The sequence below is a fragment of the Roseomonas sp. KE0001 genome, from assembly GCF_016107285.1.
In the GTDB taxonomy this organism is placed as follows: domain Bacteria; phylum Pseudomonadota; class Alphaproteobacteria; order Acetobacterales; family Acetobacteraceae; genus Pseudoroseomonas.
In genome coordinates this window covers 47,010-62,842 of sequence record NZ_RCVQ01000014.1, presented here as the reverse complement: position 1 = coordinate 62,842, position 15,833 = coordinate 47,010, and the positions used below count along the sequence as shown (strand labels likewise).

General features: G+C 67.5%; 13 protein-coding genes. 2 read left to right on the top strand and 11 right to left on the bottom strand.

The window, feature by feature from the left end:
- Positions 1 to 92 precede the first annotated feature (92 nt).
- Positions 93 to 1,115, bottom strand: coding sequence for a TniQ family protein (locus D9598_RS19320; protein ID WP_198368136.1), 1,023 nt, complete (start codon positions 1,113 to 1,115; stop codon positions 93 to 95).
- Positions 1,116 to 1,328: 213 nt separating this feature from the next.
- Here D9598_RS19320 and D9598_RS19315 point away from each other — a divergent pair, with 213 nt between their 5' ends.
- Complete coding sequence (locus D9598_RS19315; protein WP_099097328.1) at positions 1,329 to 1,766, top strand: hypothetical protein; 438 nt, start codon at positions 1,329 to 1,331, stop codon at positions 1,764 to 1,766.
- A 506-nt stretch (positions 1,767 to 2,272) separates the two neighbouring features.
- On the opposite strand, the gene D9598_RS19310 is transcribed toward D9598_RS19315, so the two are convergent.
- Entirely contained in the window at positions 2,273 to 2,752 is a 480-nt protein-coding gene (locus tag D9598_RS19310; RefSeq protein WP_198368135.1) for a hypothetical protein, read from the bottom strand.
- A gap of 116 nt (positions 2,753 to 2,868) precedes the next feature.
- Here D9598_RS19310 and D9598_RS19305 point away from each other — a divergent pair, with 116 nt between their 5' ends.
- On the top strand, positions 2,869 to 3,804 hold the full coding sequence (locus D9598_RS19305) for a hypothetical protein (protein ID WP_109517846.1): 936 nt from the start codon (positions 2,869 to 2,871) through the stop codon (positions 3,802 to 3,804).
- An 18-nt stretch (positions 3,805 to 3,822) separates the two neighbouring features.
- On the opposite strand, the gene D9598_RS19300 is transcribed toward D9598_RS19305, so the two are convergent.
- The 9 genes from D9598_RS19300 to D9598_RS19260 all read right to left on the bottom strand — a co-directional run bounded on the left by D9598_RS19300 (position 3,823) and on the right by D9598_RS19260 (position 15,189).
- Positions 3,823 to 4,404, bottom strand: a complete 582-nt coding sequence (locus D9598_RS19300) for a PIN domain-containing protein (protein ID WP_109517847.1) — start codon at positions 4,402 to 4,404, stop codon at positions 3,823 to 3,825.
- 21 nt (positions 4,405 to 4,425) lie between these two features.
- Complete coding sequence (locus D9598_RS19295) at positions 4,426 to 4,878, bottom strand: helix-turn-helix domain-containing protein (RefSeq protein WP_181378189.1); 453 nt, start codon at positions 4,876 to 4,878, stop codon at positions 4,426 to 4,428.
- A gap of 611 nt (positions 4,879 to 5,489) precedes the next feature.
- A complete protein-coding gene (locus D9598_RS21250) occupies positions 5,490 to 5,972 on the bottom strand; it encodes a hypothetical protein (protein ID WP_232477451.1) in 483 nt (160 codons plus the stop codon).
- A 402-nt stretch (positions 5,973 to 6,374) separates the two neighbouring features.
- The gene (locus D9598_RS19285; protein WP_176559963.1) at positions 6,375 to 8,150 is read right to left on the bottom strand and encodes a TniQ family protein; all 1,776 of its coding nucleotides are present in this window, start codon (positions 8,148 to 8,150) and stop codon (positions 6,375 to 6,377) included.
- A 31-nt stretch (positions 8,151 to 8,181) separates the two neighbouring features.
- Positions 8,182 to 9,213, bottom strand: coding sequence for a TniB family NTP-binding protein (locus D9598_RS19280; protein ID WP_176559964.1), 1,032 nt, complete (start codon positions 9,211 to 9,213; stop codon positions 8,182 to 8,184).
- A 5-nt stretch (positions 9,214 to 9,218) separates the two neighbouring features.
- Positions 9,219 to 11,471 (bottom strand): hypothetical protein, encoded by a 2,253-nt coding sequence (locus D9598_RS19275; protein ID WP_176559965.1) that lies wholly within the window; start codon positions 11,469 to 11,471, stop codon positions 9,219 to 9,221.
- Positions 11,459 to 12,223 carry a hypothetical protein gene (locus tag D9598_RS19270; protein ID WP_141563269.1) on the bottom strand — a complete coding sequence of 255 codons (765 nt, stop codon included), beginning with the start codon at positions 12,221 to 12,223 and terminating at the stop codon, positions 11,459 to 11,461. Before D9598_RS19270 ends, D9598_RS19275 begins: the two co-directional genes overlap by 13 nt.
- 373 nt (positions 12,224 to 12,596) lie before the next feature.
- Complete coding sequence (locus tag D9598_RS19265) at positions 12,597 to 14,549, bottom strand: AAA family ATPase (RefSeq protein WP_198368133.1); 1,953 nt, start codon at positions 14,547 to 14,549, stop codon at positions 12,597 to 12,599.
- A 268-nt stretch (positions 14,550 to 14,817) separates the two neighbouring features.
- The gene (locus tag D9598_RS19260; protein ID WP_099097337.1) at positions 14,818 to 15,189 is read right to left on the bottom strand and encodes a DUF6634 family protein; all 372 of its coding nucleotides are present in this window, start codon (positions 15,187 to 15,189) and stop codon (positions 14,818 to 14,820) included.
- Positions 15,190 to 15,833 lie beyond the last annotated feature (644 nt).

The window sequence follows — 15,833 nt, the reverse complement described above, 5'->3', positions numbered from 1 at the left end:
ATACGGGAGTTACCCCGCCTCGCCGGAGGCCGCGATGGCGTGCCGCGAGCAACCTGAGTCTCGGTGTCTGAGTGCCTTATCCAAGCTAAGGCTCAAGGGCTCCGCGCGTCCAACTCTCGCGCCGCGCGCCTGTAGTCCTTCACTGCCTGCTTGATCGCCCACCCGCCACCGTTGGGCAGCGGCGTCGCCCAGCGCACGATGCCCTTGGTCACCTTTTGCGTCGCCGTGGTGACGTCCGTGAGATGGAGCCTCCGCATGTTGTCGAGTTCGGCGTGAAATCCCGCGGGCCAGTTCCGGACCGCTGCCAAAGAGCGGGCCAGCGCCTCATGCGGCGGCACCTCGACGTCGCCCATGTTCTCGAAGCCGAAGAAATACCGCCGCGGGCGCGTCGCGGCCGCGTCGAGCCCAAGGCGGACCAGGAACTCGATAACTTGGGCGTGCGCCATGTTACGGAACGGCGGCAGGGCCAGGACGCCGGTCCCCTCCTCGGTGAACTGAGGATCGCCCAACAATCCCTGGACGCAGGCCGTGGCGTTCGCCTGCTCAGGCGTGACCGGCGCCGCCGGGGCTTTCGTCAGGTCGCCGCCCTTTCGGCAGCCACACCATGCTAAACCGTTGCCTTTCCACTTGATCGGGTTCTCGCACGCATGACACTTGTCCACGAGGGCTTTGCGGTGGACCGGGCATGCTGAGATAAAGGACAGGTCCCAGACGGCTAGGTGCCGTCCGCGTTCAGCCAGACACTCGGGGCACACCTTGCGCCCCTCTTGCAACCCGAAGTCCAAAGCGCTGCCGGGAAGCTCGTGGTTCCAGAACAGGACAAAGGGGGAGTGCGGGTCGCCGCGCCAGAGCGGCAGCAAGGATTCAAAGGGAACCGACGCCTCCAAGGCAAGCCTCTCGACAGAGTTGAGAGACGCACGTGACGCGAGTCCCTTGAAGCCCAATCGCTCACCCAGGGCTTTCGGCGTCTCTGTCCGCCGCCGATTGGCGAGACGGAAGATGTAGCTTTGGAGGCTTTCGTCCGCGGACGGTGTCAGGCCAAGGCTGTGTGGACGTGGCGCACCCTCTGGCGACAGGTAGCCTGGCGGGAGGCGCGGCTGTGGCGGTAGCGGCATGGCGCCGCACACTACAAGGACAGCACGCCTACAGTCGATCGGCAGGCGAGGGCGAACAGTCCCCTAATCCTACCGCCACACGCTCGACGTCGCCCAACGTAGCCCGACGCAAGCCTTAGGCGACGCAATTCCGATTAGGAAACAAGGATAGGTTTTGGCGTCATTTCGGCTGCTGGCGGCCCATCCCGGGCGCGGTCGCGCGCGGGGTCATCGATGGCTGAGCTGAAGATTGGCGACAGGCTGACGTTGCCCCACCAGTACGCCCTGGACGAGCAGGTCGCCGGGAACCCCATCCGCCAGCTGCTGCACCTGGCCCGGACCGCCACGGTTGCTGCCCGCCGCCTGAACGCCCGGGGTGCGCCAGACGGCTTCACCCTCGACATCGAGGGGGGCGGGTCCACCCTGCTGCTGGACCGGAAGCCCAGGGGTGACGAAGGATTCGAGCAAGCTCTGGTCTGCAGGCCCGGGCGCCTGCCTGCCGACCCGGCGGCGCAGTCCGCGGAGCTCGGCGCAGTTTGGACCAAGGTTAGCAAGGGTGCCTCCGAGTGGCAGGCACCGGGAGCGGCGGCGGAAGCCGCGAGGGTGTCGTGGGCGGATCCTGCAGGGTTTGAGCTGGGACGCCGCCGTCTGGTTCTGCCCTGGTTTCATTGACGATCACGAGGGCCGCAAGCGGAAGTCAGCCTAAGCAGTCGCAGCCTGGTCACGTCGACAGGTATGCCTTCCCTTGATAATGCTTCGCCTCTCCATCGAAGGGGAACTGAGTTGGCGAGTAACGAAGATCCGCGAGCGCGTGGCACAAAGCAAGCGGCGGATGAGGACGGTTCGGCGACGGGCAAGTCTGGCAACGGTGGTTCTGGCGGAGAGGCCGAAAGCGGATCCGGATCTGGATCCGGTGCTGCCTCCGGTCACCTCAATGCAATGGAGCGTTCGAAACTTCGGCGCCAGGTCAGGGAAGCTATTCTTAAAGATCTGCAGGCGATGAAATCGCAGGGCACTGGCGATGACACCCGTAACGCAAAACTGAGCAGCGTTCAGAAGCAGACCTTGCTCAACAGCTCGCGGTGGCCATTCCTCGTTTATCGCCTTGAGCCTCCTGTTCCCTCGGCCTTTGTATTGTTCCTGTACATTCCTGGGGGCGCTCCGCAGCGGATTGGATACTACGCCACGGACAAGGAAGTCGATGCGGCCATCGAGCGGCAATTATCCGAGACATCATCCGAGCCGGAGCACCGTCCCTTCGGTCGATGATCGCCACCATCTGATCGCAGCCGCTCCGTGAAGGCCATCAGTCGCCTCTGAGTGTCACGGGCGAGCGCACTGTGCGCCAACTGCCTGAGGCCTTCGGGCGTCTCGTACCAACTCAGGGCGCCGCGAAGATTGTCCATGGTCCAGAACGGATGCGGTGTTGGCTGATCCTTCGGCAGGAGCTGCCCAGAAGCCTTTGCCGCTTCCAACGCGGCGATGATGTTCTCAAGCCGCTCCTTCGCCTTTGGCGCCCGGATTCTTTTCAGAATCTCCGCGCGGCTCGGATCTGCCAGACCTTCGGCGATGAGCCAGAAGCTACCGCTCTGCACAGCGCCCTCGTAGGCATTGAGAAGGCGAGCTGCGTCGGACGCCCATCTCTGTCGCGGTGCCATCTTCGTGCCTCCAGCTGCATCCATTCGCCTCCCATGATAAGGGAGAGAGGCAGTAAGGGGAGCCCTTTCACCCGCGCCATGGACCTAAATGGCTACTAATCGGCCCTACCGCTCCCATGTCCGAGGGTGGGAAGCCGGGGACGGGGCTGAAGGGCTTCGGGAGCTACGCTGCAATCGTTGCGGCGCATATCGGGCCGGGTTGTGTCGCCTCAAGCACGCCTCCGGCAGGGGGCGACGACTCCAGATCCGCCGATTTCGAATTCCGGTTCGGGGCAAACGGCGTCCGCTACTTCCCCGCAGGCGGCCCACCGGCCTACATCAACATCGGCGGCAGGCGTACGCCGCTCGGCGACTGGCTGGCAGACAATCCCCCCTGGGTCCATTTCGCGAACGGCGCCGTGCTGCTCGATAATGAGCTGTTCTTCCCGCAAGGCATGACGGGGCGCATCCCGTACCCCCGCGAGCGCATCGCCGCCTGGGATTGGACGGGCACCGCCATCCGCAAGGAGTCGCAGAAGGCGCAGAAGCGCCCCGACGCGGTGCAGCACAAGGTGATCCGGCACCTGCTCGCGCAGACGGGGAACGAGGCGTTCGACATCGTCTTCGATGACGACGACGCGGGCGAGGCCGCCGACGTGGTCGCCATCAGGGCCACGCCCGACTGCATCGTCGTGCACCTCTACCACTGCAAGTACTCCGAAGGGGCGAAGCCGGGCGCGAGGCTGGACGACCTCTACGTGGTCTGCGGCCAGGCGCAGAAGTGCGTCCGCTGGCGGGACGACGCCGAGGCACTGTTCCGCCACCTTCTGTCACGCGAGGGCAAGCGCCTGGCGTGGGCGGCCCCGAGCCGGTTCGAGCGGGGCAACTTGGTCGCCCTGCGAAAGCTAGAGAGCATGATCCGCAGCGCCGAGCGGGAGTTCGCCGTCTTCATCGTGCAGCCGGGCCTGTCGCGTGCAGAGGCCGGGGGCGAGCACCTGGAGCTCCTGGCGGCGACGGAGACCTATTTGATGGAGACGTCAGGGATGTTGCTGGGCGTCATAGCCAGTCAGTAGTGCACCAGGCGCCTTGTCTCAGATGGAACCGAGGTGATCCCGGAGTGCCGTGGAGAGTTTCGCCATCCCGAACTTGGGCCCCGCAAGATAATTGACATACTCCGTGGCATTCATGGGTGTCCTCTTGAGGCTGGCACGGTGTGCCCGGAGGCCCGCGAGGGCCTCCGCCTGCTGACTGGCGAGTAGACCGGCGCAGAATGGATCCGGCCTGTGCTTCGCCAGGCGGTAGTGCGCGAGCACGGTTCCATGAAAGTCTTTGATGTTGTGGGTCACGATGCTGCCCGCTTCTGCGTTGACCGCGCTGGCGACGACGTGGGCATCCTTGCGCTGCGCGGCGGTTTTGCACATCGCCTGGATGGTGGCCGTCAGAGAAGCGTCGCCTGGTACATTGGCGGCCGGAAAGGCCCTCTCCATCTCCGCGTGCCGATAATCAATCTTGTCCACCGGGATGCTCATGCTCAGGGCCAAGTTCCTCTTCCATTCGAGATGAATTTCGTCGGACCAAACCGGCTCGAAAGCTTTTGCCTCGGCGAGGCAGAGCAGGAGATCGGTCAGCTTGCCTTGGAACAGGATGCAGGCATCTAAGACGGCGACTTCCATCTAGCTTCGGACTACCCTCGTTCAGAAGTCGTACTCATCCGTCAGTTGAGCGATGCTGTCGAGTGCTTCCCTCTGAGTTTTAGTGTGGGCCCGTTGGTAAGCCAGCACCTCGGTGCGGGATAGCTTGTTCCGGCTGTGAACCTTGCGCGGATGCAGCAATCCCTTCTCAATCAGCCTCATGACGGAGGGGCGGGACATCTGCAGGATAGCGGCAGCCTCCTGCGGGCTGATTTCATCGGGGAGGGGTGCCTGCTGCTCCGCCTTCGGGAGCCTGGACGCCACTGCACCGGCTCCCGCCGGACCCTTGAAGGTCATGCCCTCTAAGACCTTGAGCAGGACGCGCAGGGTGCCGGAATTCACCTCCACCTTCGCGTTCCCCCGCGCTCGCGCCACGGTCGACCGCAGCGCCCTCACCTCCCGCCTGACGCGGTCAAGTTCCTCCGCACTGGCCTGCATCTCAACCTGGGTCGCCATGGCTACCTCCAATTTCGGCTCCAATCTGGAGGTTATCTGCATTAATTGCAAGGTTTGCAGTAAATGAATGACCGAACGCCTGAGGCGCTAGGCGGGACCAAGGCGGACTGGACCTTGGAACAGGTGTCCTGAGACGCACCCACTCAGGCATCGTACACAGCCCTCCTCCTGAAGAACGCCTGCCGCCCGCCGTCCACGCGACCTCTCCATTGCCACGACACGCCGTAACCTGAAGCCGCGCAGGCGAAAGGGTACGGACATGCCGAGGGTGCTGTTGATCGAGGTTTCCTCAACTGAAGCTTTGCCGCTCGAAGAGTGTTGCGAGGCGGTTCAGCTCCCGGCACACATCGACGATGTTTTGGCAGCCGCCCGCAACATGCTCTTGCTGGATGCCTCGCTGCGTCTCGAGCATTCCACGTGGGTGAGCGATGGCTACAACGTTCCGCTTGGTGCGCCCGGATGCACCGCCTGGATTGCCGACGTCGATGGCAGGACCGCGAAGTCGTGGCGCCTATTCTGGGAAAGCGTACGGAAGCAGCGTCCGCAGGCGGGTGGCATTGCGCTCCGCCCAGATGACGAGCGCCTGCTGGAAGCGCTCAGCGGGCTGCTATCTACAGCCTCGTCTGGAGACGCTGGAGTGCCGCCTCAATCTTCCCAACAAGCCTCAAGGGCAGATTAGCAGCAGGATCCGCTTCAGCGAGCAACCTGTCCGACACCGCAAAGGTGCGCGGGTCTGCAGTTATATCGTCCTCGCTGGGCGTTCGCTTTCCGTCGGGAAGGTCATAGGTCGCTCGCATCAGAACAGTATCGGCAGGTTGGATCCAAAGCGTGTCCAAGGTCATCGGCTCGTAGTGGAACCAGAATCGGAAGTACAGGCGACGTAGGAATTGGCGTCGCTTCGGATCCTTTGACCTCTGCGGGGGAAAATCCCTTTGCAGCACGAGCATGTAAGGCACGGCCCAGACGGGCATGCCGACGTAAGCCCAGGAACGCCGTTCGGTGGCGGCTTCCAGCAACTCGATGAACTCGTCCGCTGTCAGGTTCGCCACCAAGGTGCGAATTGCGGAGTAGTGCCTTCGCCAGTCGGCAGCCACGGCGCCTAAGACATGGATCGCCGCGGCTGTATTCGGGGCCGCCGGGGTGAGCCCGTGGTATGGCCGTCCTGCCGGAGCCATAGTGGGGCAGACTGCTCCTCGCGGGTGTGCGAAGTGTGTCGCGCGTGTAGGTGATGCGTCGGCTCGCAGTGACAGCTCGGATGGGCAATACGGACAGCGCACGACGGGGCGGTGCCATTCCCCCTGATGCCCCGCTGGCCTTCGTCCGATGCTGCCTTGGTACTGCTCCACGGTCAGTCTTTGTCCAGTGATCGGATGTCTGGCGTAACGCACCTGATGCAGGTTCCCGCAGTTTGCGGGAGGGTACAGCCAGGATGCGCAGTCAGGAAGGGCAGCTGCCCCAATTCCTGTCGGGCAGAGCCTGCCTTTCCGGCGACCAAGTCAACGCCTCCTGAAGAACGCCTGCCGCCCGCCGTCCACGCCCGGTCCCGTCACCGGCAGCACGCCCACCGCCCGCAGGTCTGCCGCCAGCTTCCGGGGCGACGTGCCGCGCTCGCGCGCCAGCTCCGCGCCGGACACGTACGCCGTCCGGAAGCGGTCGAGCTCGGTGGCCGTGACGGCGCCGCCCTCGGTCCGGAGCAGGCCGCGCCGGATGAGGTGCGCCACCACCTCACGCTTGACGCCGAGCAACGCGGCGGTGGCGTAGGCGCTGAACGGACCCCGCTCGAGTGGGGACGCCACCCTGCGCACGTCGGCCCGGTCGAACCGCAGGCGTTTGAACCCTATGGCGGCCTGGTCGTAGGCGGCCACCGGAAGGTGCCCCGCGAGCACCATGCCCACGAACTCGGGCAGCTCGACGCCGCGCCGCTTCAACGCACCAGCCGCCTCCTCGAAGCCGAGGAGTCCTGGCTCGAGGCCGGTGTCAGCCGGGGCGCCCTCCGCCATCCTTCCCGGCAGCCCCTCGATGCTGGCGCGCCGGAACGCCCAGCGGCCCCAGCCATCGGCCGCTGCCCGGTGAACCGCCTCAAGAACGTCTGCCTGCGCCAGCCGCCGCACCCGTGCCCTGGACACCCCTAGGGCGGCGGAGGCTTCGTCCAGTGTCAGCGCGTCGCGCAGGTCGGCCGCCAATCCTTCCACCTTCGCTCGGTCAATCACCGCCGGGATGCCGCGCCCCGTGCCGTCAGGCGTCGGCAGCAGGCCAGCCTCCGCGAGCCGCTTGGTCGTGGGCAAGGATCTGCCCACCATGCGCGCGACCTCCTTCAAGGCGACGCCGTCACCCTGGACGCCCAGCAGCAGCGAGCGGTGCATCCGGCGGCCCAGCACTGGGTCGGCGGCAAGGAATTGGCGGGTCGCCTCGGCCAGGGCGTCGCGGAACGGCCCGGCCTCCAGCATCGACAGCCAGCCGTAGTAGGCGCCCATGGTTTTGGTGGCGCCGAAGCATCCGGCACGGGCGGCCTCCACGGCCCGCGTCGCCGCAAGGAATCCGTGAAGGGGAACAGGCCATTCCTCGACCGCGGCAAGGCCAGCGCCGACGACGCGGGCCACGGCGTCCGGCCCGGACGCGACGAGGGTCTCGATGCGTCTTTCCTTGCGCCAAGCGGTCAGGAACATGCCGGTGACCATGACCAGGCGCACGAGGTCGGCCGGTCCGACGGCCAACAGGGCATGGGGCAACCACGGGATCGTCTCGCCCGTGGCCAGCGCCAGCACGCGGGCGCTTGCCTCTGCCTCGTCGGAGGGGACCGGCATTCCGGCGAGCGCCCGAAGGTCGGTTCCGCAGGCGCAGCGGGTGACGTCGGCCACATTCCACCCCAGCCCCCGACAGCGAGGTCTGTGGCACCTGTCCACGAAGCGCAGGGCGTGGTGGGAGCAGGCGGTCACCAGGGCGCAGTCCCAGGCGGCACGCTGGATGGGCGCCGCGACGAGACAGGCTGGGCAGGCGCGCCGCCGTGAGATGTCGATGAACTCGCGGTGGAGCTCACCGCCAAGGAAACGGTGGTGGGCGAGGCGACCTGTGGGGCGGTAGGTGGCGGCTTCGAGAGCGGCGGGATCGGCGCCGGACAGGGTCGCGAGGCCGCGTATGTCATCCCCAGAGGTGGCGGAGCCAGGCTGGCGCAGGCCGACATGGATGGCGAGGCGGTCGGCGCCGGGGAAGCGGGCGCGGCCCGCGAAGCGCATCATGAAACCAGGGATGCTCTCGCCCGGCACGATGCCCATGCCGAGCGAGAGTGGCTGTATGCCCATGTGCTCAGGGCCGGAAGTTATGGTGGCGGTCGCTGCGGCGGGTACGGCCGCGCAGGCGGGTCTTTTCGGGTCCCGTGTCGATGGTAGGCCCGACTGCCTCGGGGAAGGCGGGGCGCTCCGCCGTCCACACTGCCGACTTGCCGTATGCTTTCACCAGGTGGGCGTAGGTCAGCCTGTCCGCCTTCCCGGCCGCGACGTCGTAGACGGCCTCCGCAGCGGCGGTCTCGATGAGGGTCGCCATGTCGCCAAGATATCCCGATGCGGCACGGCACAGCGGATAGGCCATCTTGGCTCCTGCGAGGCCGGACAGCACGCCGAAGACGTTGTCCCGGAGGAACTCATCCCATTCCATCAACACGTCCTGCAGGAATTCGCGGCTTTCGGCGATGTCCCAGTCCAGCGGCAGGAGTTCGTGCCGGATGCTCGCCCGCCTTCGGAATTCCGCGTCGGCCTCCCTGAGCAGTAGGACGGATGCCGTACCGGCGATGATGAGGGACGGTCCGCCCTTGGCGTTCACGATGTACCGGCAGAGACTCGCGATGCGCTTGATGGCAGCGGTGTCCTTGCCTTCGAGGCACTGGCTGAACTCGTCAGCGACGACGAGCCTGTTCCCCACGTCCCGGCCCACCGCAACGATGTCCTCCTGGATGACGAGGCGCTTCCGGCCCCGACCTACGACGTGATCGATGCTCTGGCCGGTCAGCGCGGCGAACCAGACCTCGGCGACGTCCTTCTCGCTTCCGTTCGGCGCTTTGAAGTACAACACGTCTTTGCGGTCAGCGAATGCGCCATCCGGGCCAGCGATGGCTCGGGGTTGGTCGGGGAACTGGCTGGTGTAGTCCAGGACGAGCTTTGACTTACCGCTGCCTGACCCCCCGACAAGGAGAAGGATGCCAGCCTCGCCAGACGACCCATGGTCGCGGTGGTGGAGGCGACGAATATCTCGCTGGATTTCGTCCGACTTGTCAGTCGGCAGGTAGAGCTCGCGGAACCTGCCCGAGAGCCTGACGAGACGGTCGATTTCGTTCTGGTCCATGGTGCTCATTGCCCTTCGTCGCCGCGCATGCGCTTCGCCTGCCGCCGCGGACGTGCCGCGCGGCCCTCGTCGCTTGTGTTCTCCGACTTCTCGGGCGCCGCCTGCGGCTCACTGGCGTCCGGTTGCGGCTGCACGTCGCCGGTGTCGTCGCCGGACGGCTGGTTGCTGTTCATCATCAGGAAGCGGACCAGGGCATTCCGCTTGAGCTTGGACAGCGATTTGCCGCTGGCCAGCAGCCGCGTGGCGTCCTCGAGCAGGGCGGCCTTGAGGGCCCGCAATTCGTCGGTGTCGTAGGTCCGCTCCAGGCGCCTATTGAATTTGAGAGTGATGTCGTGCTGGTGGAGGGTGAGACCGACCATCAGGCGACGATTGAAGGGTTCGACCTTTGCGATCGCACCCGTGAACGGGTTGACGACCCAGGCTTGCGACACATCGTGCTCGTCGAAGAGGACCTGGATTTTCGTGCCTTTGCGGTAGTTCGGGTTGGCGACGATCTGCCGGATGGCCTCGCCGTGCCACGTGAGACCTTGGGTGGTGACCCTTCCGCGCAGCGGCAGGCACATGTGCCGGTGGGTGAGCAGCACAGTCAGGTCGTGCTCGCTGCGGAGTGCCCGGGGCGGGTGCCTGTCCGTGTGCTCCTGCCAGCGGCGAAGGGGCACGTCGTCGATCCCGGTGTGCCACGACTTGGCGTAGACCATGGCGACCCAGGTCCAGAGGCGACGCACGAGGTCGGAGTACCGGATGATGGCATCCGGCTTCTCGGGGTCGTTATCCTCGCGGTGGCTGGGCGGGTTGGGTCCCGCAAGCGGCCGCTCCGCCTGTTCGCGGAAGTTCCGGATGAAGCGCTCGATGCACGCCTTGAGCTGCGGGTTCTCGCCCTCGGCGTAGTCCATGATCATGTCCAGGACCAGGGACGCGTTGCGCACGTGGTCATTATTCGTCGCCGCGGCCTGGTCGAAGAAGAACGACATCGGAACGCCGGTCGGGAACTCGTAGTCGAGGTTCGGTACGAGCTTCTTGAGGAAGCCCTTGGGCGTCATCGTCATCCGCAGGACGCTGAACCCGATGCCGAGGGTCTCGCCCGCGAAATGGACGATCAGCGCGAGCGGCATGCGGGTGAAGTGGTCGTAGGCGATGGAGACCCAGGCGCCGCCCATGTCCAGGCCGCTCCGGTCGTCCAGCACCCTGATCCGCCGCAGGCGGAAGTGATCGACCTCGACACGCTCCAGCGGGAAGGTCGTGACCACACCGTTGCCGATGGTGCGGACCTTGTCGAACTCCTTCTTGCCCTTGCGACGGCGGACGGCGACGTGCTGGTCAACTTCCTCGCGGATATAGCGGGCCACCTGGCTTTCGCTCGGACACCAGAGCTGGTTGTCCGGGTTCGCCGTGTTCCAGTTCGTCACCCGGTCGTTGAGCGCGCTCCAGACCTTCGACTTGCGGTTTTCCTGCCGCGTGAGCCAGACTAGTGTGATGGTCTCGATCAGCCACTGCTCGACCATAGCGGGCATCTTGCGCCCCCGCGGTCCCTGCCTGTCGAAGCGGGGCGCGAGGGCGCGGATGTCCCCGCCTGCCTGCTTCAACGTGTTGAGCCAGCCGTAGAACGTGCTGACGCCCGGGGCTTTCTGCCCGGTCGCCTTCGCGACCTGTTTCAGGAAGGCGAGGAGGGTCGCCTTGGAGACGCGGCCGCTGAGGTCGATGCGCTCGGCGACGGGGAGGTCCGGCATCCTCTCGCGGTAGAAGCGCTCCGGGTCACGGTACGCCTCCACGAAAACGGCGCTCCACTGCACCTTGGCTTTCATCGAGCTCGGCAAGCCGTCGAGCGGGACGCGGAGCACTTCCCGGATGCGCTCCGGCAGGTCCGCGTCAGGTGAATCGACGACCCAGCTCTCGCCGCGCCAGCACTCCTCCTGCCAGGCGATGTTGTTGACGACGGCGGTCTCGTCGGTCTTGACGTTCTCCAGGTGGATCAGGCCGCTCTTGAACAGCTTCACGCGCCAGACGCTGCCCTGGCGGTGGATGTAGGTGCCGCGGACGAGGCGCCGCCGGTCCAGCGGCTCCGGGACGGTCGGCTGGCGCAGGCTGCCGTTCTGCCAGTGCAGGATCCAGGAGGCGAGGCCCCAGGTCAGGACCTCGCCGGTCATCCGGTTGCGCAGGTCGAGGCCGTCGTTGTCGAGGCGCTCCACCATCCACGGGTGGCCGTCCCAACGGACGATCTGGCCCAGTCGGGGCAGGTATCGGTTGCTCATGTGCGCCACCCCTTAGTCCGCCAGGCCAACACGGGGGTGTCCGGTCCGAGCCCGGCCGAGATGTCGGCAACCACGAACCCGTTCGCGACCATGGACAGCAGCTGATGCCAGGTGGCGAGGCCATCCAGCAGCCGGTGCAACTCCCCAAGGGTGGCAGGGGCGTGACGCTCGGCCACGGTCGACACCGAGAAGGGCAGGGAGTCCGGCCACTGCCAGTAGCGGTAATAGAATAGGTCCTTGGCACCGGGCAGCGCGACGTCCTCGGTGACCTCGTCGCGGTTCGAGTGAACGAAGCCAAGACCCTGGCGCTCGCAGGCCGCGCGCATGGCGGCGAGGCGCTTCTTGCGGCGCGTGTCCGGCTTGGCCAGCGGGTGCAGGATTGTCAGCGCGTAGGAGCGCGTCTCCTCATGCACGATGAAGTCGGGGACGAATTTGAAGTCCTTGCCTTCCCAGTGGACTTCGATGGCCTCGGCTGTGGAGGTCCAGCCCAGCACCTCGTGCCGGGCGTCCAAGAGGAACGCGGCGTCGCGATGGTGATAACTCCGCAGGTGCTCGTAACGCCGCTTGCCCTTGGCTGGCGGGTAGTAAGTCGGGACCTGTGTCCGAGCCTTCGGTTGGTCCTGCTCTTCTTCCTCGGGTTCCTCGCCCCCGGCTTCTTTGCTGACAATCTTGCCTTTGGCCTTCCCCTTGGGGGGCTTGGCCGGGAATTTGGGGTTCCAGTTGCCGCGCGTCGGCACTGCCCCCAATGCGAATCGGCGCATCGTGGCTTCCAATCGTTTGAGCGTTCGGGATGCCGCCGGTGGGCGGCGTCAGACGGCGCGAGAACGACGTATCAGGGTGGGGAGCCGGAACTTGGCCCGGAAGCCTGGAAGGAAACCGCGCGCGCCACGCGGCGGCGTGCGCCGCGCCGTCGTCGGCGCAAAGGATTTGTGGTGGTGCATGATGTCCTCAGCGGTGAGGCCAGGAAAGCTGCAGGCGGGCACAGCGACGTGGGTGCCGTGCCGCAAATCCTCAGTCCGTGGCTATTCGCTTCGTGGAGATCATGGCTGCAGAGACGGCTGGCGCCTGGATTGGTTTCGCGCCCCCCTGCCATTTTCATGGACAGCTCTGGCGAGGCGTCCGGGTCGGGGCCGGTCATGGCCGCACCCTCCGGGGGCGGCGACCGGCGCATGGCGGTCGGCAATCCTTCGCGGCCGCCCCGGACGCCGCGACCAGGGCCTCGATCTCGGCGCCCGGCACCGTCTCCTTGGCGACCAGCATGTCCGCCAGACGGCAGATGGCCAGGCCGTGGTGCCGGACCACCGACCGCGTCTCGGCGTAGGCCGCGTCCAGCATCTCGCCGACCCGGCGCGCGACGTCGGGCCGCGCCGCCAGCAGCGCGGGGACACCGGCCGCCTCCGGCAAGCCGCGCCAGACCAGGGCGCCACCGCCCTTGTCGAGGCCGAGCGCGGTCACCGCCGCCGTCGCGAGGCGCGTCGCCGTGGCGAGGTCGCTCTCGGCGCCGCCGCCGCTCCCGGCCGATGCCTCGCCGAGCAGCTCCTCCTCAGCCGCCCGGCCCGCCAGCGCCTCGCGCAGCAATGTTGACAGGGCCGCACGGGTGACCGTGGCCTGGCCATCCGCAGGCTCCGTCCATAGCACCCGGCCCGCGCGGTCGCCCTGCGCCAGCACGGTGGCCGAGATCAGGGCACCGGGCCGCCCAAGCGCCGCCACCACCGCGTGCCCGGCCTCGTGGATGGCCACGCGGCGCAGCACCTCCGGAGCCGGGCGCGACCCCTTGCCGCGCAGCTCCGCCTCCAGGTCGGCCAGGGTCGGCTCGCGCCGGTCGTGCCGCGCCCGCCGTCGCATGCCGCGCACCCAGCGCTCGGCCTCGGCGCCGGTGGACCCGAGGCCCAGCAGCGCGAGACGCGACAGGTCGGCGCCGGGCAGGTCGCCGCCGAGGTGGTGGCGCAGGATGGCGGCCAGTGCCGCCTGGTCCGGCAGCGGCACCCCAATCAGGCGCTCCAGGCGGCCCGGCCGCAGGATGGCCGGGTCGATGCGGCTGGCGTCGTTGCAGCAGCCCAGCACGACCACGCCCTCGCGCCCGGCGGCGCCGTCCAGTTCCTCGAGGAAGGCGTTGACCATCTGGACCGAGTAGTCGCGGTCGTGGTGGCGGAAGGTGGTGCGGTTGCCGAAGCTGTCGATCTCGTCCACGAGCAGGATGCAAGGCGCCGCCTTGCGCGCGGCCTCGAAGGTCCCGCGCATGGCGCCGAGGGTCGTGCCGAGGTGGCCGTCCTTGGCGCCCTGCCACTGGCCCAGCGAGCCGGTCACCAGCGGCACCCCGCATTGCGCCGCCAGCGCCCTGGCGAAGGTCGTCTTGCCGGTGCCGGTGGGACCGACCAGCACGGCGCCGCGGTCCACGTCGCGCCACGGCAACGCGCCGCGGGCGTAGTCGGTGAGATCCCGCGCGACGTCCTTGCCCCACCGCGCGGCCTCGTCCATCCCGTGCAGGCCGTCGAGCGTCAGCGGGCGGACGGAGAGCCGCTGCGACGCCAGCTCCGCCAGCCGCCGGAGGTAGTCGTCGGCATCCTGGTGGGGCAGCCGGGCCAGCCACAGGTCACCGACGGTGACCAGCCGCGCCACCTCCGGCGGTACGGACGCGGTGACCGGCGCGGCGCCCGTCAACATGGTCGCCGCCTCGGCCAGCGCGGCCGGATCCAGCGGGCCGACGGTCACCGTCGCCGTGGCGGCCCGCAGCAGATCGGATGGCAGGCAGCGGGCGGGCGCCGGGCTGAAGCCGTAGACCGGGCGCCCGCTGGCGACCATGGTGCGGACGGCGCCGTTGCCGTCCTCGGGGCGGTGCCAGCGGTCGGAGCCGTCGCGGCGGAACTCGGCCCAGCTCGGCTCAATCTTGCTGATCCGCCGGTATGGCCGGTCCTGGGCGTCGTCGCCGTCGAACGGTACCTCGTCCGTGCCCTGGATCAGCATGCGCCAGGTCTCGGCGACGGGGACGACCCACTCGGCGTCCGGCACCTCGACCACGAGGACCGCGCCCGGCTCCCGCGCCCTGCCGTGCAGGGTCGGATCGGCCTCGAGCAGGCGCCGGAGCATGGCGTGGGCTGCGGCCTCGGCAGGGTCTTCCAGGCGCACGCGCGATGGCTGGTGGACGGGCGGGGGCGTTGGCTTCCGCGCCTGCGGCGGAACGGGACCGAGGTGGAACGGCTCGTGGCCGATCTCCTCCTCGACGGCTTCGGCCAGCCCTTCGATAGCGAGGTCCAGCGCGTCGCCGGTCAGGGCGGCGGCGCCCGCTATGCCGCCGGGCGCCAGTGCTGGTGAGGGGGCGGATGCGGAGGTGTTGGGGATGGGGTTTGGCATGGTGTCACCGCAGGCCCAGGGAGCAGGTCCGGTCGGCGGGCGGCGGCACGACCGGCATGGGCGCGCGCGGGGCGCCGAGGCGATAGAGGCGGTTCAACGTTCGCGCCCAGCCCACGGTCGGCGCGAAGGCCCAAAGGTCTGAGGTCCGGCAGTAGGGGCCGTCCAGCAGCGGATGGCCGGTGACGGCGCCGACAAGGCACATGACCGGGCGCGAGGTCACGGCCCATCCCTCCAGCAGCGGCGCCTCCGACAGCTCCGCCGCCGACGGCATCCCGGCCGCCGCGAGCCGCCGCAGGTCCGCCGCCAGTGCCTCCAGCCTGCTGGCTTCCGCCTCGACGTCGCCGCGCACGGTTCCTCGTTCACCGATGATGAGCATGGTGCCTCCTGTCTCTGATGGGTGGTTGTCGGTGTGTTGATGGCGGCCCGCGGGAGGGGCCGCCGGGCGCCCTATGCGGGCGCGGGGATGACGACCCAGTGCCCGTTTTCGCGCCCGCCGACGTACCCCGCCGGGCCAGGGGGACCCGGTTCAGTCGCCTCAGGGAAGGGAAGGGCGGTCGTCATGCCCAGAACAGAAGCGGAACATCTCGCCCGGCGCAATAGGCATGCGTCGGTGTGATTTGCCAGCAAAGGAGGCATCACCAGCTGCCTTGAGACCGGGTGACAATCCCTCCCGCAAGCCGATCTATCGCCCTGAATCCTTGTGGTTTTCCTTGCAACATTCATGGCGTCGCGGGCCGACACGACGCGTTCGGTGTCGCTGGCTACCGACGGCCATGCCCGAAATCTCGTAGGATCAGATGCCTAGCAGTGGGCGCCGAGTACGCCATTCCAGAGACCGTGCGCCGACCACCGGCCGGGGCGCAGACTCTCAAAACGGCCCCAAAAGGCATGTACCTGGGCGCCCATCGTCATTCGGATGCGGCATGTCGCTCCGCGGATCGTGAACAGCGGCTCATCCAGCGAAAACCGCGGTGCGGCAAAACTCCGATCCGGTGGCGCCCCGCGCCTGTGGGCAGCAAG